General features: G+C 71.5%; 26 protein-coding genes. 11 read left to right on the forward strand and 15 right to left on the reverse strand.

All coding sequences use genetic code 11. The features are described 5' to 3' along the window. Positions 1-10 precede the first annotated feature (10 nt). The gene (locus FB465_RS31145; protein WP_145795931.1) at positions 11-226 is read left to right on the forward strand and encodes a hypothetical protein; all 216 of its coding nucleotides are present in this window, start codon (positions 11-13) and stop codon (positions 224-226) included. Between the two features lie 23 nt (positions 227-249). Here FB465_RS31145 and FB465_RS31150 read toward each other — a convergent pair whose 3' ends face one another. The 4 genes from FB465_RS31150 to FB465_RS31165 form a co-directional block, all read right to left on the reverse strand. After that, a complete protein-coding gene (locus tag FB465_RS31150; RefSeq protein ID WP_145795933.1) occupies positions 250-594 on the reverse strand; it encodes a DUF6247 family protein in 345 nt (114 codons plus the stop codon). Between the two features lie 30 nt (positions 595-624). Continuing rightward, entirely contained in the window at positions 625-1,398 is a 774-nt protein-coding gene (locus FB465_RS31155) for a hypothetical protein (protein ID WP_145795935.1), read from the reverse strand. Between the two features lie 273 nt (positions 1,399-1,671). After that, on the reverse strand, positions 1,672-3,513 hold the full coding sequence (gene glmS, locus FB465_RS31160) for a glutamine--fructose-6-phosphate transaminase (isomerizing) (RefSeq protein ID WP_145795937.1): 1,842 nt from the start codon (positions 3,511-3,513) through the stop codon (positions 1,672-1,674). A gap of 87 nt (positions 3,514-3,600) precedes the next feature. Next, a complete protein-coding gene (locus FB465_RS31165) occupies positions 3,601-5,469 on the reverse strand; it encodes a DUF2334 domain-containing protein (RefSeq protein ID WP_145795938.1) in 1,869 nt (622 codons plus the stop codon). 645 nt (positions 5,470-6,114) lie between these two features. Here FB465_RS31165 and FB465_RS31170 point away from each other — a divergent pair. The 4 genes from FB465_RS31170 (at position 6,115) to FB465_RS31185 (ending at position 9,685) form a co-directional block, all read left to right on the forward strand. Beyond that, entirely contained in the window at positions 6,115-6,312 is a 198-nt protein-coding gene (locus FB465_RS31170) for a hypothetical protein (RefSeq protein ID WP_145795940.1), read from the forward strand. Then, positions 6,306-7,544: a glycosyltransferase family 2 protein gene (locus FB465_RS31175; protein WP_145795942.1), complete on the forward strand. Its 1,239-nt coding sequence runs from the start codon at positions 6,306-6,308 to the stop codon at positions 7,542-7,544. Before FB465_RS31170 ends, FB465_RS31175 begins: the two co-directional genes overlap by 7 nt. 108 nt (positions 7,545-7,652) lie before the next feature. Then, the gene (gene wecB, locus FB465_RS31180) at positions 7,653-8,882 is read left to right on the forward strand and encodes a non-hydrolyzing UDP-N-acetylglucosamine 2-epimerase (RefSeq protein WP_145795944.1); all 1,230 of its coding nucleotides are present in this window, start codon (positions 7,653-7,655) and stop codon (positions 8,880-8,882) included. 62 nt (positions 8,883-8,944) lie between these two features. Further along, complete coding sequence (locus FB465_RS31185; protein ID WP_145795946.1) at positions 8,945-9,685, forward strand: 3-keto-alpha-glucoside-1,2-lyase-like domain-containing protein; 741 nt, start codon at positions 8,945-8,947, stop codon at positions 9,683-9,685. A gap of 56 nt (positions 9,686-9,741) precedes the next feature. On the opposite strand, the gene FB465_RS31190 is transcribed toward FB465_RS31185, so the two are convergent. From FB465_RS31190 to FB465_RS31205, 4 genes are all read right to left on the reverse strand, one after another. Further along, complete coding sequence (locus FB465_RS31190; RefSeq protein WP_145795948.1) at positions 9,742-10,308, reverse strand: vitamin K epoxide reductase family protein; 567 nt, start codon at positions 10,306-10,308, stop codon at positions 9,742-9,744. A 4-nt stretch (positions 10,309-10,312) separates the two neighbouring features. Continuing rightward, a complete protein-coding gene (locus FB465_RS31195) occupies positions 10,313-11,101 on the reverse strand; it encodes a DsbA family protein (RefSeq protein ID WP_145795950.1) in 789 nt (262 codons plus the stop codon). 147 nt (positions 11,102-11,248) lie between these two features. Continuing rightward, on the reverse strand, positions 11,249-11,878 hold the full coding sequence (locus FB465_RS31200; protein WP_145795951.1) for a hypothetical protein: 630 nt from the start codon (positions 11,876-11,878) through the stop codon (positions 11,249-11,251). A gap of 72 nt (positions 11,879-11,950) precedes the next feature. Beyond that, positions 11,951-13,357 carry a carotenoid oxygenase family protein gene (locus FB465_RS31205; protein ID WP_145795952.1) on the reverse strand — a complete coding sequence of 469 codons (1,407 nt, stop codon included), beginning with the start codon at positions 13,355-13,357 and terminating at the stop codon, positions 11,951-11,953. Positions 13,358-13,533: 176 nt separating this feature from the next. Here FB465_RS31205 and FB465_RS36400 point away from each other — a divergent pair, with 176 nt between their 5' ends. The 3 genes from FB465_RS36400 to FB465_RS31220 all read left to right on the forward strand — a co-directional run bounded on the left by FB465_RS36400 (position 13,534) and on the right by FB465_RS31220 (position 15,403). Next, positions 13,534-13,986: a hypothetical protein gene (locus FB465_RS36400; protein WP_211785893.1), complete on the forward strand. Its 453-nt coding sequence runs from the start codon at positions 13,534-13,536 to the stop codon at positions 13,984-13,986. After that, positions 13,983-14,369: a hypothetical protein gene (locus FB465_RS31215; RefSeq protein WP_145795954.1), complete on the forward strand. Its 387-nt coding sequence runs from the start codon at positions 13,983-13,985 to the stop codon at positions 14,367-14,369. Before FB465_RS36400 ends, FB465_RS31215 begins: the two co-directional genes overlap by 4 nt. 197 nt (positions 14,370-14,566) lie before the next feature. Then, positions 14,567-15,403 (forward strand): CHAD domain-containing protein, encoded by an 837-nt coding sequence (locus tag FB465_RS31220; protein WP_145795955.1) that lies wholly within the window; start codon positions 14,567-14,569, stop codon positions 15,401-15,403. Between the two features lie 14 nt (positions 15,404-15,417). On the opposite strand, the gene FB465_RS31225 is transcribed toward FB465_RS31220, so the two are convergent. Then, positions 15,418-16,164, reverse strand: coding sequence for a uracil-DNA glycosylase (locus FB465_RS31225; protein WP_145795957.1), 747 nt, complete (start codon positions 16,162-16,164; stop codon positions 15,418-15,420). A 75-nt stretch (positions 16,165-16,239) separates the two neighbouring features. Between FB465_RS31225 and FB465_RS31230 the strand changes: the two genes are divergently transcribed. Both FB465_RS31230 and FB465_RS31235 read left to right on the forward strand, forming a co-directional pair. Continuing rightward, on the forward strand, positions 16,240-17,163 hold the full coding sequence (locus FB465_RS31230; RefSeq protein WP_170290729.1) for a slipin family protein: 924 nt from the start codon (positions 16,240-16,242) through the stop codon (positions 17,161-17,163). Between the two features lie 101 nt (positions 17,164-17,264). Beyond that, positions 17,265-17,687, forward strand: coding sequence for a CBS domain-containing protein (locus FB465_RS31235; RefSeq protein ID WP_145795959.1), 423 nt, complete (start codon positions 17,265-17,267; stop codon positions 17,685-17,687). 73 nt (positions 17,688-17,760) lie between these two features. Here the strand turns inward: FB465_RS31235 and FB465_RS31240 are convergent, their stop codons facing one another. From FB465_RS31240 to FB465_RS31255, 4 genes are all read right to left on the reverse strand, one after another. Then, positions 17,761-18,639, reverse strand: a complete 879-nt coding sequence (locus tag FB465_RS31240; protein ID WP_145795960.1) for an SGNH/GDSL hydrolase family protein — start codon at positions 18,637-18,639, stop codon at positions 17,761-17,763. Positions 18,640-18,743: 104 nt separating this feature from the next. Beyond that, positions 18,744-19,157 carry a PaaI family thioesterase gene (locus FB465_RS31245; protein ID WP_145795962.1) on the reverse strand — a complete coding sequence of 138 codons (414 nt, stop codon included), beginning with the start codon at positions 19,155-19,157 and terminating at the stop codon, positions 18,744-18,746. A 99-nt stretch (positions 19,158-19,256) separates the two neighbouring features. Next, positions 19,257-19,631, reverse strand: a complete 375-nt coding sequence (locus tag FB465_RS31250) for a DUF488 domain-containing protein (protein ID WP_145795964.1) — start codon at positions 19,629-19,631, stop codon at positions 19,257-19,259. Between the two features lie 53 nt (positions 19,632-19,684). Beyond that, positions 19,685-22,564 (reverse strand): FAD-binding and (Fe-S)-binding domain-containing protein, encoded by a 2,880-nt coding sequence (locus FB465_RS31255; protein ID WP_145795966.1) that lies wholly within the window; start codon positions 22,562-22,564, stop codon positions 19,685-19,687. A gap of 89 nt (positions 22,565-22,653) precedes the next feature. On the opposite strand from FB465_RS31255, the gene FB465_RS31260 reads away from it, so the two are divergent. Further along, a complete protein-coding gene (locus FB465_RS31260) occupies positions 22,654-23,262 on the forward strand; it encodes an HIT family protein (protein ID WP_145795968.1) in 609 nt (202 codons plus the stop codon). Positions 23,263-23,284: 22 nt separating this feature from the next. On the opposite strand, the gene FB465_RS31265 is transcribed toward FB465_RS31260, so the two are convergent. Next, the gene (locus tag FB465_RS31265) at positions 23,285-24,274 is read right to left on the reverse strand and encodes a glycosyltransferase family 2 protein (RefSeq protein ID WP_145795969.1); all 990 of its coding nucleotides are present in this window, start codon (positions 24,272-24,274) and stop codon (positions 23,285-23,287) included. A 182-nt stretch (positions 24,275-24,456) separates the two neighbouring features. Then, positions 24,457-25,185, reverse strand: coding sequence for an aggregation-promoting factor C-terminal-like domain-containing protein (locus FB465_RS31270; protein ID WP_246192961.1), 729 nt, complete (start codon positions 25,183-25,185; stop codon positions 24,457-24,459). Positions 25,186-25,556: the final 371 nt, after the last annotated feature.

The raw sequence follows: 25,556 nt of genomic DNA on the forward strand, positions 1-25,556 counted from the left end.
CGCTGGGAGCATGAGCACGCCGTTGGACCCGGCCGCACCATGGGGCAGGTGCCCGCGTTGCCGGCTGCCGCTCATCCGGGAGCAGCTCCCGCTGCAGTCGTGGCCCGGTGGGGTGTCCATGGAGGGCCCGCCCACCTGCCGGGTCTGTACGCCCGACGAGATCGACCGGTACCTCGACGAGTGGGGTGACCCGGACGACCGGAACTCCCAGGAGTGGGGCAGCTGACGGTCCGTCAGGATGGCTGGTGATCAGCCGCGGTGGGCCTCTGCGGCCGCGGTGAGGAGGATCGCCGCGATCTCGATGGAGACCTCGTGGCGCTCCTCGGAGTCGCGGTCCTCGCGGTCCTCGCGCAGGAAACGCGTGGCGATGGCCAGGTCGCGCTCGTCGGCGGCGACCTCGCGCCAGCGCCGGAGGAACAGGTGTACCGGGCCGAGGCTGTCGGTCTCCAGGGCCTGTGAGAACGCCTGGTCCCGCTCACGCTCCAGCTCGGGAAGCCGGCGGGGAGCAAAGGCGGTGATGGTGGCCCGAATTGCCGCCAGCGAGCCGTCGGACAGAGACGGCATGGCGTGCGGGCCGATCGCCTGCGTGATCATGATCTCCTCCGGATCGCGGGAGTGGCGGAGTCAGGACAGCGGAGTCAGGGCGCGTGAGAGAGCCGTCCACAGGGCGTTGGCCGGTGGGTACGGGAGCATGTCCTCGGCGTAGTACCACCAGAAGTGGCCACCCATGTAGCGGGGCGCGGTGACCGGCAGGGTGTAGTAGTGGGTGAGCTGCTCCGCCTTCTGGTCGAGCGGAGCGGTTCGCTCGGAGGTGCCGTTCTCCCCGAAGCCCACCCGGGCGTGCGGGAAGAGCTGGGCCAGCTCGGTGAAGACCTGGTTCCACTCGGACAGCGGCGGGCGGTAGTGGTGGCAGTTGTCCTCGTAGTAGGAGACGAGGACGTAGTCGAGGCCGTTCTTCAGGTCCTGCGGCACGTTCTCCCTGGTCCACGGCAGCATCTGATGAGCCGTGTCCTCGGAGCAGTTCGGGTTGTAGTACAGCGTGATCGCCGTCCGCCCTCCCGCCGCGGCCACCTGACGGTAGGAGTCCGCCACCTTGGCCGTGACGTCGGCGGCGGAACCCAGCCACTCCCCGTTGATCTCGTTCCCGACCTCCCAGAGGTCGATCCGGGTGCCGAATGCCGCCAGCAGGGCGGCCGTCCTGGCGTGGTAGTCCGCCAGGGAGGCGCCGGCGACCTGGGAGGAGTCCACCGGCTCGGCCATCAGATAGCTGATCGGCTGCAGTGCCGCCACGGCCGCCGTGTAGGCGGAGGGGGGCTCTCCCTGATCGAAGACGATGCGCTCGGTCGGCCGCTGAGGCAGCGCTTCCAGTGATGCGACGAGCTGGGGGAGAGCTGACACATCGTCAAGCGTGACACCGTTGAGCACATCCGGCAGCGGACGCAGGACGGGCCGGGCCGAAGGGTTCGTCGGGCTCGTCGCGGACGGCACAGCGGACGGCACATGGGCGGCCGAACCCGGCAGCGCACAGGCCGCCAGCAGACAGCACAGGCAGGCCGCCGGCAGGAGCCGCGAGGTGCGCGCTCGAGAAGCCATTGCGCTGCCTTCCACACGCCAGGAGTACCTGGCACCATGCTCGTTCGCGTTCGCCGGCGATCCGAGCTCCCACGCCGGTCACTCGACCGTGACGGACTTGGCGAGGTTGCGGGGCTGGTCGACCTCGTGGCCCTTGGCCGTGGCCAGCTCGCAGGCGAACACCTGCAGCGGGACGGTCGACACCAGCGGCTGAAGCAGCGTCGGGGTGGCCGGGATGCGGACCAGGTGGTCGGCGTACGGGACGACGGCCTCGTCGCCCTCCTCTGCGATCACGATGGTCCGCGCGCCACGGGCCCGGATCTCCTGGATGTTGGAGACGATCTTGTCGTGCAGGATCGACCGCCCGCGCGGCGAGGGAACCACGACGACCACCGGCAGCCCGTCGTCGATCAGCGCGATCGGCCCGTGCTTGAGCTCGCCCGCCGCGAAGCCCTCGGCGTGCATGTACGCCAGCTCCTTGAGCTTCAGCGCACCCTCCAGGGCGACCGGGAAGCCCACGTGCCGGCCCAGGAACAGCACCGCGTGGGTGTCGGCGAGGGAGCGGGCGAGCGCGCGGACCGGTTCCATGGTCCCGAGGACCTGCTCGACCTGCTTCGGCGCGTCGCCGATCTGCGCGATGACGGTGAGGATCTCGTTGTCCCGCCTGCCGCCACGGGCTTGGCCGAGGTACAGCGCGACCAGGTAGCAGGCCACCAGCTGCGTCAGGAACGCCTTCGTCGACGCCACCGCGACCTCGGGGCCGGCGTGCGTGTAGAGCACGGCGTCCGACTCGCGCGGGATGGTGGAACCGTTGGTGTTGCAGATCGCCAGCACCTTGGCGCCCTGCTCGCGCGCGTGCCGCACTGCCATCAGGGTGTCCATGGTCTCGCCGGACTGCGAGATGGCGATGACCAGCGTGCGGTCGTTCATGATCGGGTCGCGGTAGCGGAACTCCGAGGCGACCTCGACCTCGCAGGGCACCCGGGTCCAGTGCTCGATCACGTACTTGGCGATCAAGCCGGCGTGGAACGCCGTCCCGCACGCCACGATCACGACCTTGTCGACCTCGCGCAGCACCGAGGCCGGCATGCGCAGCTCGTCCAGGGTCAGCCGTCCGTCGGTGCCGATCCGGCCCAGCAGGGTGTCGGCGACGGCCTTGGGCTGCTCGGCGATCTCCTTGAGCATGAAGTAGTCGTAGCCGCCCTTCTCGGCGGCGGAGGCGTCCCAGTCGACGTGGTACTCGCGCACCTCGGCCGGGCTGCCGTCGAAGTTGGTCACCGTCACGCCGTCGCGCCGCAGCTCCACGACCTGGTCCTGGCCCAGCTCGATCGCCTCGCGGGTGTACGCGATGAAGGCGGCCACGTCCGAGGCGAGGAAGTTCTCGCCCTCGCCGCGCCCGACCACCAGCGGCGAGTTCCGCCGCGCGCCGACCACCACGTCCGGAGCGTCCGCGTGGACGGCGACCAGGGTGAACGCGCCGTCCAGCCGTCGGCAGACGGCCCGCATGGCCTCGGCCAGGTCACCCTCGTACGCCTCGCCCAGCAGGTGGGCGACGACCTCGGTGTCGGTCTCCGAGCGCAGGGTGTGGCCGCGCTCGGCGATCTCCGCGCGCAGCTGGGCGAAGTTCTCGATGATGCCGTTGTGGACGACCGCCACCCGCTGGGCGTCGTCCAGGTGGGGGTGGGCATTGGCGTCGGTCGGACCGCCGTGGGTGGCCCAGCGGGTGTGGCCGATGCCCATGGTCGCCGCCGGCAGCGGATCCTCGGCGAGTCTCTTCCTCAGGACGGCGAGCTTGCCGGCCCGTTTCTCGGTGGCCAGCCGGCCGTCGGCCAGCACGGTCACGCCGGCCGAGTCGTACCCCCGGTACTCCAGCCGTTCCAGCCCCTCGATCACGACGTCGAGGGCGGCCTCGCGCCCGGTGTATCCCACGATTCCGCACATGACGATCAGTACCTCTTCGCAGTACCTCTTCGGTTGGGGAGTCCGGCGTCGGCCGGGCGAGCGGCCGACGCCGGGCATGATGCCCGGTCAGGGGCCGAGCACGGAGGCGGGGGAGACGAAGGTGTAGCCGAGCGCCTTGATCCCGGTGACGGTCTGCTTCAGTGCGTTCAGCCCGTAGTACGGGTGGTAGAAGAAGCTCGCGAAGCCGTCCCTGACGGTGAGGTTCAGCTTGGCCGAGTTGATCATGTCCGCGGGCGAGCGCGGCGGGTTGTTGTTGGAGGCCGTCGGCTCGTAGTTGCCGAGGTTCTCCGGCAGCACGGTCTCGCCGTACACGTCGTGGACGAGGTACGGGAAGAACTGTCCGATCAGGAGGCCGTAGTCGATCGGGCCGCCGTTGAGCTGTCCGCCGAAGTACAGCGAGCGCTCGTAGCGGGCCTTGAAGAGCGGTTCGAAGGTCTTGTAGTCGGTCGCCGAGCCCGCGTAGTGCGGGAACTCGAAGATCGTCGGCGGGGTGAGGCCGGCAGCCTTGAACTCGTTGCTGCTGGCGGTGACGCGGCTCTGCGCCCACGCGGCGGAGTCCTCCGGGACCGGCCCCTGGTGGATCACCCAGTCGGTGTTCTGGCAGGGGACCTCGAAGTGGTACGGCGGGGTCCGGGTGGTGGAGCACTGGGCCCGGTAGAACTCGAAGTCGTCACCGCTGACGCCGTCGTAGGGGTTGGCGATGTTGCTGTACTGGTGCGTGTAGCCGTGCATCACCATCGTGCCGCCGTTGGAGATCAGCGACCTGATCGCGGTGACCAAGAGGGGCCGCTGCGAGAGCTTGACGGTCTCCGGCCGGCCGTTGTTGTAGGTGCCGTTGGGGTCGGTGTAGACCGGGATGACGCCGAAGCTGAACGGGATGTTCTGGGACTTCAGGTACTGGCCGGTCTGGATCAGCTGGAGCGGGTCGTCGGTGGGGCTGATGTCCTCCAGCCTGACCATCGCCCGGTGCCGTGTGGGGGTCGTCGGGGCGAGCGCGTCGAAGAGCAGGTCGGCGAAGATCATCACCCGGTCGGTCTCGCTCACGTAGGAGAACGGGATGTCGCCGATGTAGGTGAGGTTGCCCGAGCGGATCGCCCAGGGCACGGAAGCCCCGGTGCTGTCGGTCGCCTGGGCGAGCACGGTCACCTTGGAGGGGTCCGTGATGTTGTCACCCAGGACGCCGCCGCCGTTGAGCGCGTTACGGGTGGTCGACTGGCCCTTGTAGGAGACCGAGGTGATCGAGTTGAAGTTGAAGTAGGAGGTCGTCGGGTCCCAGCCGTAGGTGGACGAGAACTGGGCCGGGCCGACGTTGTTGGCCAGGTTCCAGATGTTGTCGTACAGCCAGACGACCGGGTGCGACGTGGTGGTCACGTCGCTGTAGAAGGCGGCGGGGATGCCGTCGGGGATCGCTCCTCCGTAGTAGGTGGAGCCGAAGTAGATCGTGGCGGTGTAGTTGTTGACCTGCCCGGCCTGGTAGGAGGAGACCGGCATGGTGGTGACCTGGCCGAAGTGGCCGGCGAGGTTGGCGGTGACCATCGCGTAGAGCTCGCCCAGATACCCGTACGGGCCCGTGGTGTCGTAGAGCACCAGCGTGGTCGGGTCGGTCGCGGCTGACACCGCGTCAGCGACCGTCGGCTGTGCCAGTGCTGAGGGCAACGCCTGCAGGACGCCGCCGGCCGTGTCCAGAACGGACTTCAGCTTCTTGTGCGGGTCCTGCTGACGGTCCTGTTCGGCCTTCTTCTGCGCGTCGCCGAAGGTGGCGGAGATGTCACCGCTGAGCCTCTCGTGGAGCAGCGAGGTCGGGCTCGTGTGGTCCGGGGGTGGCTTCGCCGACGCGGTGGTCGGCGCAGCCAGCCCGATGCTGAGGCCCAGGGCGATGGCCACCGTCGCTCTCGACGGACGGCCCCACCCCCGGGTCTTCGAATGCAAAGGCATGGTGGCCCCTCGTGCGAATTACGGATTCAATTCATGACACGGGACATGGGCCACGGTGCCCGGAACCGACGGGGCCCCCGGCCCTCCAGGTGAACGCCCCCGTAATGCCTGCCCTTGATCCTCGCTCTGCCCGCCCTCGATCAAGGCCTCTGCGGTAGCAACCACGCAGTACAGGCGTATAAATGACGTTCCCACCGGTGTGGCGGCGTGTCAACACCCCTCCGACAGGTATCACCGGAAGTGGCATTGCGTCACCCTGGGTACTTTGCGCCGAATAGCATTCTTCAGGGGAATTGGATTATTGAACGGCCTTGACCCCTGTGGTACGTTTGCCCTGATTGGTCCCTTAGGGGCAAATGATGATCCGAGTCGGCTCCCCCGCGTCCTCGTAAGGGCGGCGAGGGGAGGAAGACGGTCGCCTCCCTGGCTCGGGGAGTGAGTGGCGAGACCGGCCCCCTGCATCGTGACAGCGAGGGCTGTGCCGTGGCCGGCATCCGATCACATCCAATCGCCCTGCGCCTGCGATCCGTGCCCATGTCCGGGTCTGCCGGGGCCCCGTTCTCCTGATTGGGCAGTCCCATGTACGGGAGTTGCGGCGTCACCAGTGGCGTCTGCTTCACCGCCGCATCGGTCATACCGTCCGGCATGTCGGGATCCGAGATCGCCCGTGTCCTCCTCGAGGTCGCCGGCATGGGCTTCGGCCTCTACGCGGCGACGTGGATCGTCCTGCTGATGGCCGCGGTGGTGCTGCGTCACCGCAGACGCGGCGCGCGCACCAAGCCAGGCCCGAGCTCGCCCTCGGGTACCGGAGCGACTGCAGTCCGCCGGGGTGCGCGATGGTGACCGTCCTCCTGTGGCTGAGCACCGCGGTCATCGTGACGACCCTGAGCTACAACTCCGGCATGTTCGCCCTGTCACGCCGTCGGATCCCGCTCGCGGAGCCCCAGGAGCAGCGGCATTTCTACGTCTTCCTGCTCGCCTGCCTCAACGAGGAGAAGGTGCTGGGGGAGAGCCTGCGCCGGCTGCTGGCGCTGCCCGTGGCCGACTGCGTGGCCATGGTTGTTGACGACGCGTCGGACGACGGCACCGCCGAGATCGTCCGGGCCGTGGACTCGGAACGCGTCCTGCTTCACCAGCGCAGCCTCCCGAACGCCAGACGGGGCAAGGGCGCTGCTCTCAACGACGGCCTGCGCCATCTCGGTCCCTCGAGGGTCCTGGACGGCCACGACCCCGACGACGTCATCATCTGCGTCCTCGACGCCGACGGCCGGCTCGAACCGGAGGCCGTCGCCGAGGTCGACCGGTACTTCGCCGACCCGGCCACCGGAGCTGTCCAGATCGGCGTCCGGATGTACAACCGGACCGACAGCCTGCTGGCCCGGATGCAGGACATGGAGTTCGTCGTCTACACCGACATCTTCCAGACCGCCCGCCGGCACATCGGCAGCGTGGGCATGGGCGGCAACGGCCAGTTCATGCGGCTGAGCGCCCTGCGCTCGCTGGGCTCGAAGCCCTGGAGCCACCAGCTGACCGAGGACCTCGACCTCGGCGTCCGCCTGATCGCCGCAGGCTGGCAGAACCAGTTCTGTCCGACCGCAGCCGTCCACCAACAGGCCGTGATCCGGCTCCGTCGGCTGGTCCGCCAGCGCTCCCGCTGGTTCCAGGGGCACGTCCAGGCCACCCGGCTGCTGCCGCTGGTCCTCCGGGAGGTCCCGCCGCGCGCCGCCGCCGACCTGGTCTACCACCTGTCCAGCCCGGCGATACTGCTTCTCACATCCTTCCTGCCGCTCGCCTTCGTCGCCGGGATGTTCGGCTTCGCGGCGGACTCCATCACGGCGGGCCACAGCACCTTCCCGGTCATCTGGCTGGTCCCGCTGTACCTGCTCGCCTTCGCTCCCGCCTATGCCTACGCCATCGTGTACCGGAAGCGGGAGCGCGACCTCGGACTGCTGCGCTGCCTGCTGCTGTCCCATCTCTTCGTGGCCTACGGCTACCTGTGGTTCGCGGCCGGCTGGTGGGCCATGGGCCGCGTGGTGAGCGGCCGCACCAGCTGGCTCAAGACCGCCCGCACCTGACGCCGTGTCACCGGCTCGCCCTGGGGGCCGGGCCGAGCCGTACCCGTGAACGTCATGCCCGTGTCCCGTCATGCCCCGCCCCACGTCCCACCGCAGAGGAGGGTCACCATGTCCCACCTGCCATTTCCCGACCGTGTCGGCGTCGCCTCGACGCCGGGCCGGTCACAGCACCACGGCTTTCGCCCGCTGCACGCTGCCGTGATCCTGGGCACCCGGCCCGAGGCCGTCAAACTCGCCCCGGTCCTACGGGCTCTGGAGGACTCCGAGGACTTCGCCCCGCTGCTGATCAACACCGGCCAGCACCGCGAGATGCTCTACCAGATGCTGACCCGCCTTCAGCTGCAGCCCCATTACGACCTCGGCGTGATGACCGACCGCCAGCAGCTGTCCGACCTGACCGCCCTCCTGATCGGCGCTCTCGGGGAGGTGCTGCGGGACGAGGGGCCCGACCTGGTGATCGTCCAGGGCGACACCACCAGCACCCTGTGCGGCGCGCTCGCCGCCTTCTACGAGCGCATCCCGGTGGCCCACGTGGAGGCCGGCCTGCGCAGCGGCGTCCTCGACAACCCGTTTCCCGAGGAGCTCAACCGCCTCCTGGTCAGCCGGCTCGCCCGCTGGCACTTCGCCCCCACCGAACGCGCCGGTGCCCGGCTCCACGCCGAGGGCATCCCCGCCGACAGCATCTCCGTCACCGGCAACACCGTCATCGACAACCTGCTCTGGGTGCGGCACCGGGGTGCCGGCCGGTCCGCCTTCCGCACCACCCGCCGCGGCATCCTGGTCACGCTGCACCGGCGCGAGAACCAGGGCGACCGGATGCGGGCCATGGCTGCCACCCTGCTGCGCCTGGCCCAGCGGTCGGACGTCGAGATCCTGCTGCCCGTGCACCGCAGCCCCGCCGTCCGTGACGTACTGGTGACCGCGCTCCGCGACCACCCGCACATCACCCTCACCGATCCGCTGGACTACTTCGACTTCACCGCCTCCCTCGCCGCCAGCGAACTGGTCCTCACCGACTCCGGCGGCGTGCAGGAGGAGGCCCCCAGCCTGGACAAGCCGGTCCTGGTGCTGCGCGCCACCACCGAACGCCCCGAGGTGGTCTCCACCGGCGCCGCCCGGCTGGTCGGCACGGACCCCGACGCGATCCACGCCGCGGCCAACAGCCTGCTGGACGACCCCGCCCTCTACCGGAGCATGGCCGACGCACCGTGCCCCTTCGGCGACGGCCGTGCCGCGCAGCGGATCGTCACCCGATTGGCCGAGGACTTCGCCGCCACGCCGACGGCCGGTGTCGCGGTCGGTGCCGCCACGGCCGACGTCTCCCTGGCGCAGCTGTGACGCGGGCCTGCGGCTCTCCTCCGGACACGACAACGACCGCGCAGGCGGCCATGCTGGTGGGCATGCACCTTGACCGGCCCAAATGGGCCGCGCTCACAGGACGCCCGCCGGAACGCCCGTTCCGACCGGACCGCCGTCGGCCCCCGTTCTCCCGGCTCTCCCCTCGAACCCGACGGATCCTCTTTCTCGTCGGCATCCCGCTCGTCGCGCTGGTGCTCGTGATGACCCTGGTCCTGAGCTCCGGTCCGGGCCTGCAGAAGTGGCCCGAAGGGACCACGCACGGCCCCTGGCGCGCCGTGTTCCACGGTGAGGGCTTCGTCGGCGGCGACGACGGCAAGGTGATCCTGGAGCCCCGCCGCTCCCTCCAACCGTCCGAGACCCACGCCGCCCTGGTGGTCTCGGTCGGCTCGTACGGCGACCTGGACTACCGCCTCCAGACGCGCACCACCCAGCAGCTCCGGCAGCCCACGCCCAACTCCTGGGAGGTCTCCTGGGTGCTCTGGCACTACACCGACTCCCAGCACTTCTACTACGTGGCGCTCAAGCCGACCGGCTGGGAGCTGGGCAAGGAGGACCCCGCCTACCCGGGCGCCCAGCGATTCCTCGCCACCGGCCTCCCCGCCTACCCGGTCGGCCCCTGGTACGACGTCGAGATCCGCCAGAGCGGCCCGACCATGTCGGTCACGGTGGACGACAAGCAACTGGTCACCTTCACCGACGAGGAGCGCCCGTACCTGGCCGGCAGCGTCGGCCTGTACAACGAGGACGCCCACACCGAGTACCGGAACGTCACCGTGCAGTAGGGATCGGGTGTCCCGGGGGTGCGGAGCAGAGCCCCGCACCCCCGGGACACCCCCGCTCACAGAAGGGTGCGCCAGTAGTACCAGAAGCGGTTGAGCACCAGCAGGGCGATCCCCACGTACCAGAGGGCGGGGACCACCCAGTGGTAGCGGGTGCGCAACCTGGGGTGGTTGTGCAGGGTCGTGTACCAGCAGAGCGGCAGCACCACGGCCCACACCACCATGCAGTACGGGCAGAGCGCCCCGATCTCGTACAGCGCCTGGTCGATCAGCCAGAGCACGAAGCCGAGGCCGAGCACGGTACCCAGCTGGAGGCCCACCCAGAACCAGCGCCGGTACACCGCGCCGGCCATCAGCCCCACACCGACGGCCAGGACGACGGCGAAGGCGGCCAGGCCGATCAACGAGTTGGGGAACCCGAAGGCCTCGGCCTGGGCGGTGCGCATGACCGAACCGCAACTGATCACCGGGTTGATGTTGCAGCTCGGCGTGTAGCCGGGGTTCTGCAGCAGGCGGATCTTGTCGACGGTGAGGACGGCCGAGGCGGCCAGGCCGAGGGCGCCGCAGACCATCAGCAGGACGGCAAGGCCCCGGTCCGCGCCGGTCGGGGTGCTTCTTCTGGTCATGGCGTCAGCTCCCCGTCGCCTGGCGGACCAGCGTGGTGTACTGCTCCGCCGTGACCGGCGTGCCCTGGGCGTCGAAGATCCGCAGCGGCTTGCCGTCGAGCAGCAGGGTCGGCGTGCCGCGTACGCCGCTGTCGTCGAAGGTGGCGGCGACCTTGCGTGCCCAGGAGCGGTAGGTGCCCTCGGTGACGGCCTTGGTGAACGCCTCGGTCCTCAGCCCGGGCACCTTACCTGCCAGGTCCAGCAGGTGGTTGACGTCGCCGAAGCCGTCCACCCGCTCCTCGGGCTGGTTGGCGTAGAGCACGTCGTGGAACTGCTTGAACTTGTCGACGCCCTCGTTGAGCGCCGCACCGGCCGCCGCGAGGGCTGTCTTGGAGCCCTTGCCGCCGAGCCCGTCGTCGAGGAAGGCGGCCAGGTGGTACTCGATCTTGTACGTTCCGCTGTCGGCGAGCTGCTGCACGGCCTTGCCGGCCGACTCCTCGAAGGTCCGGCAGACCGGGCAGCGGAAGTCCTCGTAGACCTGCAGGGTGTGCGGAGCGTCCGCACGGCCGTACACGATCACCGTGCCGTCCTTGCCGGAGGCGTTGGCCGGGATCGCGGCCGGGGCGGCGGTGCCGGGCTCGTCGCCGCTCGCCGTGCCGACGGCCACGGCGGTGGCCCCGGCCAGGGCGAGTACGGCGGCGATGGAGGCGCCCACCACGGCCCGGCGGCGCACGACGGCGGCGCGCGCCTCCCGGCGCTGCGCCTCCTGGAGACGCTCGCGAGCGGTGGGCCTGGGCTGCTGGGAAGTGGTCATCCGTCTACTCCTGGGAATGCGGGCACGCCGCACGGCCGCGCCGTGGCGCGGGGGCATGCCGAAGGTGTGTGGGCTACGAGTGGTGAGCCGACGGAGCGTCAGACCGGAAGAGGCCGGGGAACTTGCAGGGCCGGGTGGCGGACGCCGTCAGCAGGCGAGCGCGAGAGCCGGCGGGCCGCGCCGGGGCGCGGGGGAGAGCACCACGTCCGCGCGGCGCGGCGGGGCCTGCTCCGCGTCCGGTACGGGTGTCAGAGTGGCCGGGCAGCTCGGCAGCGGCGAGCTGAGCAGCAGCGCCCGGTACGGAGCGGTCACCAGCCCGCCCAGCGCGCGCAGTGCCTCGGCGAGGCCGCAGAGCGCCGCGTCGCCGAGCCGCAGCCACAGGGCGGCGGCGAGGGCGAGCAGGACGTGGACCATCAGGACCAGCGCCTGCGCCGTACCGGGGGCGCTGGTGGCGAGGAAGGACCCGTCCACCGAACCGCCGCCGCAGACCAGCAGGTCGACGCCGTGGCTCGGCGCGGCACAGGCGTCCTGGCCCAGATTGAACGCCGTGTTGAGCAGCAGCTCGACCGGCATCAGGACGGCGCAGATGTGCAGGAGGCGGCGCTGCGTGCCCGAGGCGGCGAGCGCGACCAGGAAGACGGCCGCCGTCGCGGCGGCCACGAGCGAGAGCGGCAGCGGCCGCCCGGTGATGACGACCTGGCCGAGTGCGGACAGCGGAACGGCGAGCGCGGTGAACACCGCGGCCCGCAGAGCCCTGGTCGCCTGGTTGTCAGTCATCGTTCGGAGTATGTCACGGGCCCGCCGCTGGACACGAGGGTGCGTCGGCCCTGTAGTCCGGGCCGAGGAGGCTCACCCCCGGGTGAAGACGCCGTGGAAGCCGAACGGCACCGCGTGCGGCACCTCGGCCCGGGCCAGCTCGGTGAAGCCGGCGGCGTCCAGGACGAGCAGGAAGGAGGCGCCGCGAGCGGAGTCCAGCACCACCGAGAGCACCACGCCGTCGTCCTCGGCCGACTGCTGCGGAGCGGCGACGAACACCGGCTCGCCCGGGTAGCAGCCCGGCTCGTACCAGATGATGGTCTCCCTGGCGGTGACGTCCAGTTTCACCAACTGGTCGAAGAAGTCGCCGCCCCGCCGGTCGTGGGAGCCGACGCCGTACGTGAAGCGGTAGTCGCGCCCGTTGTGCCGGGCGTAGTCGATCCGGGGCAGCTCCAGGGGCTCCTCGGAGAGCACCTCACGCGTGACGCCGCCGCCGTCGAGGCCGATCCGCAGCCGGGTCGGCAGTGCCTGCGGGACTTCGCCGCCGGCTCGCAGGCGGTCCAGGTAGAGCGCCCGGATGACCGAGGCGTCTCGGTACGCGCAGAGGTCGAGCACCAGCTCGCCGTCCTGCTCGAAGGCGTTGATGTGATGAAACGCGAAGAGGCTGTCCGTCCGGTGGACCGCACGCACGCTGCCGTCGCGCTGGTCGATCACCACCAGCTCGGTGCCGCGCGCCTGGTCCCAGTGGTAGTTCTCGATGAACGGGCGCCCGCTCAGCAGGAGCGCGAGCGGGTTGACCCGGAACGGGAACTCGGCCAGGACGACGTGGTTCTCGGTGATCGCGAAGCTGTGCATGTAGGAAGGGCGGTCCGAGTGGTGGCTGGTGATCAGCTCGCGGGTGAGACTGCCGGGCTTCTGGCGGTAGACGCGGTACTCGCTCCTGCGGCCGAACTTCAGGATGTAGTTGACCAGGTCGCCGGTGATGGGAGCCTGGTGGGGGTGCGCGGTGGTCACCTGCCCGTCCAGGTCGTCCTGGTAGCCGAGCACGCCCGCCGTGGCCAGGGTCTCCGGGTCGAACTCGACCGGCAGCGGAGTCTCGGTCAGGGCGACGAAGCGCTCACCGAACCGGGTGATGTTGACGTTGGCGTTCTCCGAGTCCCTGCGGGGTGTGAACACGGAGAACAGCCGGGCGAAGATCGAGCGGCACGGGTCGGTGGCGAACCCGCTGTAGCGCAGGACCTGTTCGTCGCGGGCGGCGCGGAGGCCCGGCGTGTCCAGGAAGCGGTTGGTGTACGAGACGCCGCTGTCGGAGATGCTGAAGCGGTGCAGCATGGCCTGCCCGTCGAACCAGTGCCGGAAGGACCGCTCGCCGGCCTCGAAGAGCGCCGGGCCGTTGCGCAGCAGGGTGCCCCGGAGCCAGTCGGGCAGCGTGCCGGACACGGGGAGTTGTACGTCCGCCACCTCGTTGCCGAGGCTGGTGATGCCGGCCAGATAGCTCATGGTGTCCCTTTCGCGCCTGCGCCCGTTGCCAACTGTCGGTGTATCAGAACATTTCTTCTCCGTCGGATGAACCGATTCGTACGGTAGTTGGGAGTTGATCACTCGTCGGAGCGATCATCGGCGTCAACCGGGCTCTTTTCGGGCCGGGCGGTCGCGACGGAATGCACAATCAGCCGATGGACGACGCCCCCGGCTGCCCGCCGCCCCCGCCGCCCGACCTGTGCATCTGCCCACCCACCGTCGAGCCGCCCACGCCACCTGCCCCACCCACGCCGCCGAGCCCGCCCGACATTCCGACGCCGACCCCGCCGCCCGCTCCCAGTCCTCCTGCTCCGCCGAGCCCGGAACAGCCGCACGCCGCACCCACGGTCGCCGCTGCCGTCCCGCACCTGCCCAAGCCGTCCAAGTCGCCGGAGCGCGAGGTCACTTCGCCGCCCGCCGCGCCGACTCCGGTACCCGTGGTCGGAACGGCCGTCGCCGCACCGCTGCCCGCCCCTGTGCAGCCGGCGCCCCCGCTGACGCTCGACCCGGTGGTGTGGACGGTCGTCATGCTGGTCACCGTTCTCGTCCCGGCCGCGCTCGCCGCCGTCCTTCACCCGTTCCAGAACGTCACCCGGAGTCGCAGTTGAACCCCGCCCCGCTCATCGGCGCCGCCCTTGCGATCACCGTCGCCGTCGGCAGCCTCGCCACCGCGCAGCGCCTGCGCCCCGCCGTCCCGGAGGGCGAGGAGCCCGACTCGCCGCACCCCGCGCTGTCCACCATCGGCGCCGGCCTGCTCTCCGGCTTCGTGCTGCTCACCGGGTTCCTGGTGGCCACCGGCTGGGCCGCACACACCACCAAGGTCGTCCCGCCGATCGGCCTGTACGCCGCCGATGCGGCCGCCGGGTTCGCGGTGCTGCTCTACCCCTCGCTGGCCGGCCTGCCGTTCACCGCACGGCACTCCGCTGCCGTCGCCTTCTTCGGCGCCCTGGTGGGCTACACCCTCTCGCTGGCGGTCCAGCTCCGGCCCTAGCGGCTCCGCCATCAGGTCGGTAACCGATCAGGAAGGGGCATCCCAGGGGCGCGAGGAACTGCGCGAAGCGGTAGGGCACGGGTCGGTGCCTTCCGATCTCGCGCAGTTCCCCGCGCCCCTGTGGTTACCCCGCTGACGCTCGTGGCGGCATAGCCTGGCTACAGACCTTCGAACGCACCACGAAGGGTGAGCGCAGCATGTCGCACAAGGCGCTTCCGGCCACGGGGGAGCTGCTGGCGGCCCGGATCGCCGAGCAGGCCGAGGTGCTGGCAGGGCTGGAGCCGGCGGTCCGGGCCGACGAGCCGGACGCGGTGCACCAGATGCGGGTCGCCTGCCGCAGGCTGCGCAGCGCGCTGCGCGCGTACGGGCCGCCGCTCGCGGCCCCCGAGCGGGAGCTCAAGTGGCTCGGCTCGGTGCTGGGCGGCGCGCGGGACTGCGAGGTGCTGGGCGCGCTGCTCACCGAACGGGCCCGTGAGCTGCCGCCGGAGTGCGAACCGGAAGAGCTGGCGGCGCGGATCACCGAGTGGTCGCACGAGCGTTACGTACGGGCCTGGCCGCAGGTCCTCGAGGGGCTGGACAGCCCGCGCTACCGCGCGCTGCTGGCGACCCTGCGGGAGCTGGCGGCCGACCCGCCGTCCGGGAAGGGGCTGCCGCCCCTGAGGAAGCTGATCCGCCGGGCGCAGCGCCGTACGGCGGCGCGGATCAAGGCCGCTCGGCGGGCTGCGCCGGGCGTGGAGACCGACCGCGAGCTGCACGAGGCCCGTAAGGCCGCCAAGTGGGCCCGCTATCTGGGCGAGACGGCCGGCCGCCCCGCCCGGCGCTTCACGGCCAGGATGAAGGCCCTCCAGGAGGTGCTGGGCACCCACCAGGACGCCGTGGTCGCCCGCGAAGCCCTGTACGAGCTCGGCCGCGCGGGTGGCCACGGCTTCGGCTACGGAGTGCTGTACGGCGAGCAGCTCGCCGTGGCCGAGCGAGCCCGCGAACAGCTGCCCGAGGTCTGGCGGCGGGCGAAGAAGCCGCCCCGCTTCCGGTGAGCCGCCGCCCCGGTTCAGTCCCGCCGCACCGGGAGTCCGGCCACCTCGGCCGCCGTGCCGAGCAGATCGCGCAGCATCCCGGTGGTGAGCCGCCCGGTGTTGGTGTTGCGCGGGCTGACGTGGAAGCAGCCGAAGAGCTCCAGCGGCGGGCCGCCGTCGGTGGCCCGCAGGGTCACCCGGGCCCCGTGCCCGAAGACCGGGCGCGGCCGGGGCAGCTCCCACCCCGCTGCCGCCAGCGCGGGCAGCAGCGCCTGCCAGGCGAATCCGCCCAGGGCGACCACCGCCCGCACGGTGGGCCGCAGGAACGTCAACTCCCGGGCGATCCACGGGCGGCAGGTGTCCCGCTCCAGCACGGTCGGCTTGTTGTCGGGCGGCGCGCAGCGGACGGGATCGGTGATCCGGACCCCGTACAGCTCGAGGCCGTCGTCGCGGCTGGTCGCGGTGGGCTGGGAGGCCAGGCCCAGTTCGTGGAGCGCGGCGTAGAGCAGATCGCCGGACGGGTCGCCGGTGAAGATCCGTCCGGTCCGGTTGGCGCCGTGTGCGGCGGGGGCGAGCCCGACCAGGACGAGCGCCGCGTCCGGCGGCCCGAAGCCGGGGATCGGCCTGGCCCAGTACTCCCAGTCCAGGTACGCCCGGCGCTTGACCCGGGCGGCCTCCTCCCGCCAGCTCACCAGCCGAGGGCAGGCCCGGCAGCCGGTCACCGCGGCGTCCAGCTCGGCCAGGCTGCCGGCGTCCGCCACCGCGTCGGGGTGCTGTTCCATGGCGCCGATCCTAGGCACGCGTTGCGGAGTAGCGTGGAATGCGACAGCGGGGTTCGGGTTCCCGAGGTGACGGCGATGATCGTTCTTGATGCGATTCTGGGGCTAGTCATAGTGGCCGCGGTCTGGGCCGGGCTCAGTATCCGGGTGGTCCAGCAGTGGCAGCGCGGGGTGGTCTTCCGCTTCGGACGGGTACGCGAGAATCTGCGCCAGCCCGGGCTGGTCATGCTGATGCCGGTCGCGGACCGGATCAGGCGGGTGAACGTGCAGATCGTCACCATGCCGATCCCCGCTCAGGAGGGCATCACCCGCGACAACGTGACGGTACGGGTCGACGCGGTGGTGTACTTCAAGGTGGTCGACCCCGTACGGGCGACCGTGAATGTCCAGGACTACCAGTTCGCCATCTCGCAGGTCGCCCAGACCTCGCTGCGGTCGATCATCGGCAAGAGCGAGCTGGACGATCTGCTGGCCAACCGTGAGCCGATCAACCAGGGGCTGGAGCTGATGCTGGACAGCCCCGCGCTCGGCTGGGGCATCCAGATCGACCGGGTGGAGATCAAGGACGTCGCCCTGCCCGAGTCGATGAAGCGCTCGATGGCCCGCCAGGCCGAGGCCGACCGCGAGCGGCGGGCCCGGATCATCACCGCGGACGGCGAGTACCAGGCCTCGGCGCGGCTCTCCGAGGCTGCCACGATCATGAGCGCCGCTCCGGCGGCACTCCAACTGCGGTTGTTGCAGACGGTGGTGGAGGTCGCGGCCGAGAAGAACTCGACCCTGGTCCTGCCCTTCCCGGTCGAGCTGCTGCGCTTCCTGGACAGCGCCACCAAGTCCACGGACGCCGAGCGGGCCCGGGCCGACGGCGGGAAGCCGTCGGAGGAGGCCGCCCCGCCGCGCGGCGTCGAGCAGCTGGAGCTGCCCGCGCTCGACGAGGTCCTGGCCCGCTCGCCGCTGGACGGGTTGGAGCCGGTGAAGCCTCCGGATCCCCCGCCGGAGTCCTGAGCCCTGAGGTGTCGAAGCCTCGGTGTCGAGGTGGCGGCAGCGCCGGGCCCGGACCAGGATGGACTAACAGGGGGTGTGCACCCACGTCAGGAGGCCTGACAATGACCACCGCGAAAGAGATCATGCACCCCGGGGCCGAGTGCGTCCGGGAGCACGAGACCCTGGCCGACGCGGCCCGGATCATGAAGGAACGGGACGTCGGCGCACTGCCGATCTGCGGGGAGAACGACAAGCTGCTGGGGATCCTCACCGACCGGGACATCGTCCTCAAGTGCGTCGCCCAGGGCCTGGACCCGAGCCGGCTCACGGCGGGCGAGGTCGCGCAGGGGCGGCCGATGGTGGTGGAGGCGGACGAGGACGTGGAGCAGGTCCTGCGGATCATGGAGCAGCACCTGGTCCGCCGGCTCCCCGTGATCAACCACCCGGAGCACAAGCTGGTCGGCATGATCAGCGAGGCCGACATCGCGCGGGGTATGCCGCAGGAGAGGGTGGCCGAGTTCGTCACCGCGATCTGCGCCGAGTGACGAGGACACGACCAGGGGCGCCGGGCCGTCGGGCCGGGCGCCCCGTTCTGTGAGCGTGGGAGCTCTGCGAGGCTCAGAGCTTCGCGAGGAAGGTGTCCGCGATCACCTGGTAGCCCGCGTCGTTGGCGTGGATGTCCCCGCGGGCCATGTTGGTCCACTGCATGATCCGCGCCACGTTGAGCGGCACCTGCTGCCCGTTCAACGGCACCAGCGGGAGGAACTCGTTCGTACGGAAGGCCCCGGCCACATCGGCGGTGGGCACTCCGTGGACGGCGTCGGAGAGGCCTAGGGTGGCGTTGAGCGCGTCCGCGAGCGGTACGGACAGCGTGGCCAGCGCCTTCCCCTGATCACCCGTCAGCCAGGCGGCCAGGAACGGGTCGTAGAGGTTCATGCCGACGATCCGGGTGTGCGGGCCGGCCGCCGCCCTGAGCTGGTCGAGGATGGTGCCGAGGCCCGTGCGGACCTTGCCGATACCGGCGAGCGCGCACGGCAGGTCGACGTTCCCGCCGGCCAGGCAGCCGTTGACGTCGTTGGCGCCGATGTCCAGCGTCACGACCACCCGCTGCCCGTGGTGGTGACGCAGGAAGTCCACCGCCTCGGCGAGTTGGGCGCCCGCGTACGGGTGCGGGTACGGGCAGCCCCCGCCGATCATGGTGGTGGTGGACTCGCCCGGGCAGCCGAGGTCGACGAAGTCGAAGGCCCGCCCCGAGGCCGCTGCCCGCGCCGCGAGCGTACGGGCGATGTCCTGGGCGTAGCCGCGGCCGGTGACATGCCCGCCGCCCGGCAGGGACTGGTAGCCGGCGGCCAGGGAGTCGCCCAGTGCGAGGTAGTAGCGGGGCGTGGAGGCGTCGGCGGCCGAGGCGGGTGCGGAGGAGAAGCCGACCAGTGCGGCGGCGGCGAGCAGCGCCGCCACCACGGTGAGCCGGACGTGTCTGAGCAGGCGTGAGCGCATGAACCCTCCAACGGAGCCGGGTGATTGGGCTCCGGCGAGGCTACTGCGCGGTAGGGCGGGGGAGTAGGGGTTGCGCAGGACTGCGCGGGATTGCCGGGCCCTGCTCAGCCGGGGAACGCGTACACCGTCGTCGCGTGCGCCGCCGGCTCCTCCTCGCCCTCTGCCGTCAGGGTGATGTCCAGGAACGCGAGCCGACGCCCCAACTTGCCGACCCGGGCCGTCACCAGAACGTCCGAGCCGAGCACCGCGCGCTGAAAGGTCGTCGACTGCTGAACCGTCGTCATCGGCCCGAAGCCGCCACGCGCGGCGGACACCGCGATCACGCTCGCGGTGTCCGCGGCGGCCATCATCGCCTGGCCGGACAGCCCGCCGCCCTCCCGGGCCAGCTGGTCCGACCAGGGCAGCCGCAGCACGGCGTGCCGCTCACCGGTTTCGGTCACCGACAGCCCGAGTGCCTGCACCCACGGGGCGAAGTTGTCGGCCAGGATCTTGTCTGCCTCGGCGGCGGAGAGAGTCACGAGGCCATTGTGCGGGGCGAATTGACGGGCACGCCAGACCCGGGCGGGTAGCCCTCGCCAACGGGCGCCGCGGTGTTGATCCCGGCCCGGTCGGTTGCGCTACGGCCGGCTGCGCCTGAGCCGTTCCGCGAGGACGGCGGCATGGCTGTGATCGAGATCGCGGGTGGCGGTCAGCAGCGTCACGGGTTGGCCCGCGGCGAGTTCCTGCAGGCCCTGCAGAGCCTCCTGGTGCTCCGGATCGCGGAGTTCGGCAAGGTAGCGGCGACGGAACTCCTCGAAACGCTCGGGGGCGTGGCCGTACCAGCGGCGCAGCTCGGTCGACGGAGCGATGTCGCGGAGCCATGCATCGAGACGGGCGTCCTCCTTGCGAAGGCCGCGCGGCCAGATCCGGTCCACCAGCACCCGCTTCCGGGAGCCGTCCTCGGACTCGCCGGGGTACACCCTTCCGTACGTCACGTCAGCTGTCCTGTTCATCCGACCTCCAGTTGCGTATGGCCCGGGCGGGACTCACCATCGGTTGCAGGCTGTCAGCCCGATTCGCCCTCCCGGACGGCCCGGCGGAGCAGCTCGGCGAGGTGCACGGCCGTGCGGCCGCCCGAGAGTTGGCTGATCTGGGTGCGGCAGCTGAAGCCGTCCGCCAGGACGACGGTCTCCCGGTCGGCGGCCCGGACGGCCGGGAGCAGGACGCGTTCGGCCGCCGCGACCGAGACCTCGTAGTGGCCGCGCTCGAAGCCGAAGTTCCCGGCCAGGCCGCAGCAGCCGGAGTCCAGCACCTCGTTGGCCAGCCCGATCCGGGCCTCCACCCGGCGGTCCGCCTCGGTGCCGAGCACGGCGTGCTGGTGGCAGTGCACCTGGGTCACCGCCCGTGTCCCGGCTGCCAGTTCGGGCAGTTCGACCTCGGCCTCGTCCAGGAACTCGGCCAGCGTGCGCACCCGCCCGGGGACGTCGCCGGCGTCCGCGCCGATCAGCTTCGGCAGCTCCTCCCGCAGCGCGGCCGTGCAGCTCGGGTCGAGGCCGACCACGGGCAGCCCGGGCGGCAGGGCGCGTACGCTGCGCCGCATCACCCGGCGGGCGACGCCCAGTTGGCCGGTGGAGAGCCAGGTGAGGCCGCAGCAGACCGGGCGGGCCGGGAGCTGGACGGCGAAGCCCAGGTGCTCCAGGACCTCGACCGCGGCCCGGGCGGGCGCGGGCTCCAGATGGTTGGTGAAGGTGTCCGGCCAGAGCAGCACGGGCTCGGCGCCCGGCCGGACGGGATGCTCGGCGCGGTAACGGCGGAACCAGCGTTCGAAGTTCTCGGTGGGCAGGGCGGGCAGCTCACGCCGGGGATCGATGCCGCCGAGGCGCTTGAGCACGGCGGCGCTCGGCCGGGACCGCAGCAGCCGGTTCGCCCCGGCAGGGGCGAGCGCGGCGGCCCGTAGGGTCAAGGGCAGCCACCCCATGGAGTAGTGGGAGGCCGGGCGCAGTCGCCACCGGTAGTGGTGGTGCAGGAACTCGGTCCTGTAGGTCGCCATGTCGACATGGACCGGGCAGTCGCTCGCGCAGCCCTTGCAGCCCAGGCAGAGGTCGAGCGCCTCGCGGACCTCCTCGGAGCGCCAGCCGTCGGCGATGACCTCGCCCCGCAGCATCTCGGCGAGCAGCCGGGCCCGGCCCCGGGTCGAGTGGCGTTCCTCGGCGGTCACCATGTAGCTCGGGCACATCACCCCGGTGCTGGTGTCGACGCACTTGGCGACGCCGACGCACCGGTGCACGGCCTTGAGCAGGCTGCCGCCGTCCTGCTCGTACGGGAGGGTGAGCGGCAGGTCGCGTCCGGCGAAGCGCAGATCGGCGTCGAGCGGGCGCGGGTCGACCATGGCGCCGGGGTTGAGCAGGTTCGAAGGGTCCCAGATCCGCTTGAATCGCCGGAAGAGATCGATGATCTCCGGCGGGTACATCCGGGGCAGCAGCTCCGCCCTGGCCTGCCCGTCACCGTGCTCGCCGGAGAGCGAGCCGCCGTGCGAGATCACCAGGTCGGCGGCCTGCTCCATGAACGCGCGGAACTCCGGCAGCCGGCGCGGTTCCGTCAGTGGGAAGTCGAGGCGCAGGTGCACGCAGCCCTCGCCGAAGTGCCCGTACGGGACGCCGCGCAGGCCGTGCCGCCCGAGCAGGGCCCGCAGGTCGCGCAGGTAGCCGCCGAGCCGTTCGACCGGGACGGCGGAGTCCTCCCAGCCGGGCCACGCCTCTGCACCACCGCCGTCCGCCGAGCCACCGGTGCTCGGCAGGCGGCTGACGATGCCCGCGCCGGCCTCCCGGACGGCCCACAGCTGGCGCTGCTCGCCCGGGTCGGTGACCACGGTGGTGGTGGCGCGCCGCTCCCGGCGGACGGCGTCGGCCAGGACGAGGGCCGCGTCCATGGCCTCGGCGGCGGTGGCGCCGCCGGTCTCCAGGAACAGCCAGCACCCGCCCTCGGGCAGCCGGTCCAGCGCGGGCGGACGGCGGCCGGTGGCGAGCAGGGCGGCGATCAGGTCGGCGGCCATGCCCTCGACGGTGAGCGGATGCAGCGTCAGCAGGGCGGGCACGGCGTCCGCCGCCGCCGTCTCGTCGGGGTAGCCGGCCACCACCAGGGCGCGCGCGGCGGGCGCCTCGACCAGGCGGACGGTGGCGCCGAGCAGGACGGCGCAGGTGCCCTCGGTGCCGGTGAGCGCGCGCGCCAGGTCGTAGCCGCGCTCGGGCAGCAGGGCGTCCAGGGCGTAGCCGGAGGTCCGCCGGGGCAGGTCCGGCATGCCCTGGCGGATCTCGGAGAGGTGGGCCGCGGTGAGGTCCTGCAGGGCGCGGTGCAGCTCGCCCACACGGCCGGGCCGGGCGCGCAGCCGTTCGCGCTCGGTGGGGGAGAGCGGGCCGCCGACGGTGAGTTCGGTGCCGTCGGCGAGCAGGAGGTCGAGCGACTCGAGGTTGTCGGAGGTGCGGCCCCAGGCCACCGAGTGGGCGCCGCAGGCGTTGTTGCCGATCATGCCGCCGAGGGTGCAGCGGCTGTGCGTGGACGGGTCGGGGCCGAAGCGCAGCCCGTACGGGCGGGCGGCGGCCTGCAGGTCGTCCAGCACCGCGCCGGGCTCGACGCGGGCGGTCCGGGCCTGCGGGTCGACCTCCAGCACCCGGTTGACGTGCCGTCGGAAGTCCAGCACGACGGCGCCGGGGCCGATCGCCTGGCCGCCGATGCTGGTCCCGGCGCCGCGCGGCACCACGGGCACGCCGTGGTCACGGCACAGGGCCAGCGCGGCCCGGACGTCGTCGGAGTCGGCCGGTTTGACCACGCCGAGCGGGAGGTGGCGGTAGTTGGAGGCGTCGTGGCTGTAGACCGTGCGCTCGGCGGTGCCGAAACGCACCTCCCCGCGGAGGGCCGCGCTGAGCGCTTGGGCGAGTTCGGAGGCCATGGGGGAGATCATCGCAGCGCCGGGCGGCCCAGGCCGTTGGCCACCCCGGTGGACCGCTGATGAGGTGTCATATGGGATTCTCTGGCGTCATGAGTGAAGAGATCACCCCGAGTCCGTACGTCGCCCGGCTGCCGATCGGCGAGCGGATCACCCTGCCGGAGGGCTCGATCCCGAACTGGGACGTCTTCCCCTTCGAGGGCGACATCCAGGTCAAGGTGCTGGACAAGCCCGAGCTGCCCGAGCCGCCCCGGCACGGTGAGGCGGGGGCGGACAGCTGCGGCGAGTGCGCGCGCCCCGACGACTCGTTCCTGTGGACGGACGAGCACTGGAGGCTCGGCGGGATGCGCGAGCCGTACGCGCTGCCCGCGATGGTCCTGCTCCAGCCCCGCGCGCACCACGACCTGACGGACCTCCCGCCGGCGCGGGCCGCCGAGCTCGGCCCGATGCTCCAGCGGGTCGAGCGGGCCGTGCTGTCGCTCGGCGGCATCGCCCGGGTGCACGTCAACAGGTGGGGCGACGGCGCCGCGCACCTGCACCTGTGGCTGGTGGCCAGGCCCGAGGGCATGATGCAGCTGCGCGGCACCTGCCTGCCGCTCTGGGACGACGTCCTGCCGAAGCTGCCGGAGGAGGAGTGGCGTGCGACGGGCCGCCTGATCGCCGAGGCGATGGCGGCCGAGGGCGGCACGGCGCACCTCTGACACGTCCGAGTCCTTCGGCCCCTCAGCGTCTGCCGACCGCTCCCCGTGCTATGTGGGAGAGCTTGGCGACCTCGAAGGCCGGGTAGGCGCCGCTCGACAGCAGCGAGAACTTGAGGCCCTCGCGGCCGTCGGGGCGCCGGTATCCGTCCGGCACGTAGGCGCGGTAGTGCTCGGCGGCGCGGTGGAAGAACTGCGGGCGCTCGGCGCGCGGCACGCACCCCGCCAGGTCGAAGACGAAGAGGAAGTGGCGGACCATCCGGGTGAACAGGAACGCGCGCGCCCGGTCGAATCCCTCACGCCCCTCCAGCAGCTCGAAGCTCCGCCGGTACTGGTCGAAGATGTCGAAGTGGCTGCTGCCCGGAGAGCCCGTCGGGTGCAGGGTGTGGCGGCGGCGGATGGTGACGCACTCCCGGTCCAGCACCGCGATCCGCTCCGCCGCCAGCATCACCTGGTGCACGACGGGCACCTCCTCGTAGCGGCCCTCCGGGAAGCCCGGCACCGTTGCCCGCCGCAGCAGCCGGTCCCAGACGAGCGGCGGTGCGCCGAGCACCTGCGGGCGGTCGAGCGGGGTGAACACCCCGGTGCCGAGCCCGGAGAGCAGCTGGGCGGACCCGCCGGGCCAGGTACGGCCGCCGTGCTCGCGGCTGTGGCCGAACAGCAGCACGTCCACCCCGCCGGTCTCGTCCAGGCGGTCGGCCATCGCCTGCAGCGCGTCGGGGTCGAGCACGTGGTCGCTGTCGAGGAACAGCAGGTACTCGCCCTTGGCACGGGCGGTCCCGGCGTCGCGGCTGCGGCCGATGCCCACGGCGGCGTTCAGGCGCAGGACGCTCACCCGCGGGTCGCGCATCTCGTACGCCTCGCTGATCCGCTCGGGGCAGTCCGGGGAGCGGTCGAGGACCAGGATGACCTCGAAGTCGCGGAAGGACTGGGCGAGCAGGGAGTCCAGGCAGTCCTTCAGCTGTTTCTGCTGGTCATAGGCGGGCAGCACGACGGTGATGAGTGGGGAGGGCATGGGCGGGAGGCTAAAGGCGTGTACACGCCCAGGCAAAGGCCGGAATTCCCGCGAAACTGCCCAATCCAGGTCAAAGCTCGGCAGGCGTACGCGATATCTTCACCAGCCGACCACGGCCGCTCAACGACGAAGGGCGGCGTCACCCGGCTTACCCGGGTGACGCCGCCCTTGCGAACGGCCGATCAGTACGCGTGGTGCGTCTGCCAGAAGGCCCACGCGCCACAGGGGCTGCCGTAGGTGGCGTTCATGTAGCTCAGGCCCCACTTGATCTGGGTCGCCGGGTTGGTGCGCCAGTCGGCGCCGGCCGAGGCCATCTTGGAGCCGGGCAGGGCCTGGACCAGGCCGTACGCGCCGGAGGAGGGGTTGGTCGCGGTGACGTTCCAGCCGCTTTCGCGCTCGATGATGTTGTTGAAGCACTGCAGCTGGCTCGCCGGCACGATCTGGGCGGCGATCTGCTGCGGCGTGCCGGTGAAGGCCGTGTTCAGGTTGGTGCGCTGCTGCGAGCGGGAGGCGGCTTCCGCCTTTGCCTTGGCGTCGGCCTTGGCCTTCGCCTCGGCCGCAGCCTTGGCCTTGGCGTCGGCCTCGGCCTTCGCCTTGGCGTCCGCGTCGGCCTTCGCCTTGGCATCGGCGTCCGCCTTGGCCTTCGCGTCCGCGTCGGCCTGGGCCTTGGCGTCCGCGTCGGCCTTCGCCTTCACCGCGTCGGCCTGGGCCTTGGCCTGGTCCTCGGCGATCTGCTGGGCCTCGGCGGCGGCGCTGGCCGCGGCGGAGCTGGCGGCGACGGCCTTCGGCACGGAGGCCGCGGCGGAGGGGGTGTCCTGCGGCAGTGCCAGCGCGAGGGTGGCGGAGCCCGCCACCGCGAGGGTGGCGACGCCGGTGATGATGGCGTGTCGGCGGTTCTTGAGCAGCTGCATGGAGGGGGACAACCTCTTCCTCTTCCGTCGGGCGGGGCCGGCATCGGGCACACGGGTATCGCGAAGCGAGTTCGGTGGAACAGGCCCGCGTGCCGTGTCGGACGGCCATGGCACCCCGGCTGTCGGTCCGGGGTGGGCGGGATCGGCGAGGCGTCGTGCTCGATTCGGACCATCGAGCCGGCCGCGCTGCCTTGCGACCCGGACATTCTTGTCAGACGGGTCTGGAAGGGGTCAACGGGGCTTGGTACTACTGCCGGTAGTAGGCACGGCAGAGCGCCCGGTGCTGGGCCGGGCGCTTCAAACACCTTTACCCACGACTTATTTCTCGCAAACCTGCGCTGTGTGGGGGCCGTCATCGCAGGCCTGACCTG

The sequence above is a fragment of the Kitasatospora atroaurantiaca genome, assembly GCF_007828955.1.
GTDB lineage: Bacteria > Actinomycetota > Actinomycetes > Streptomycetales > Streptomycetaceae > Kitasatospora > Kitasatospora atroaurantiaca.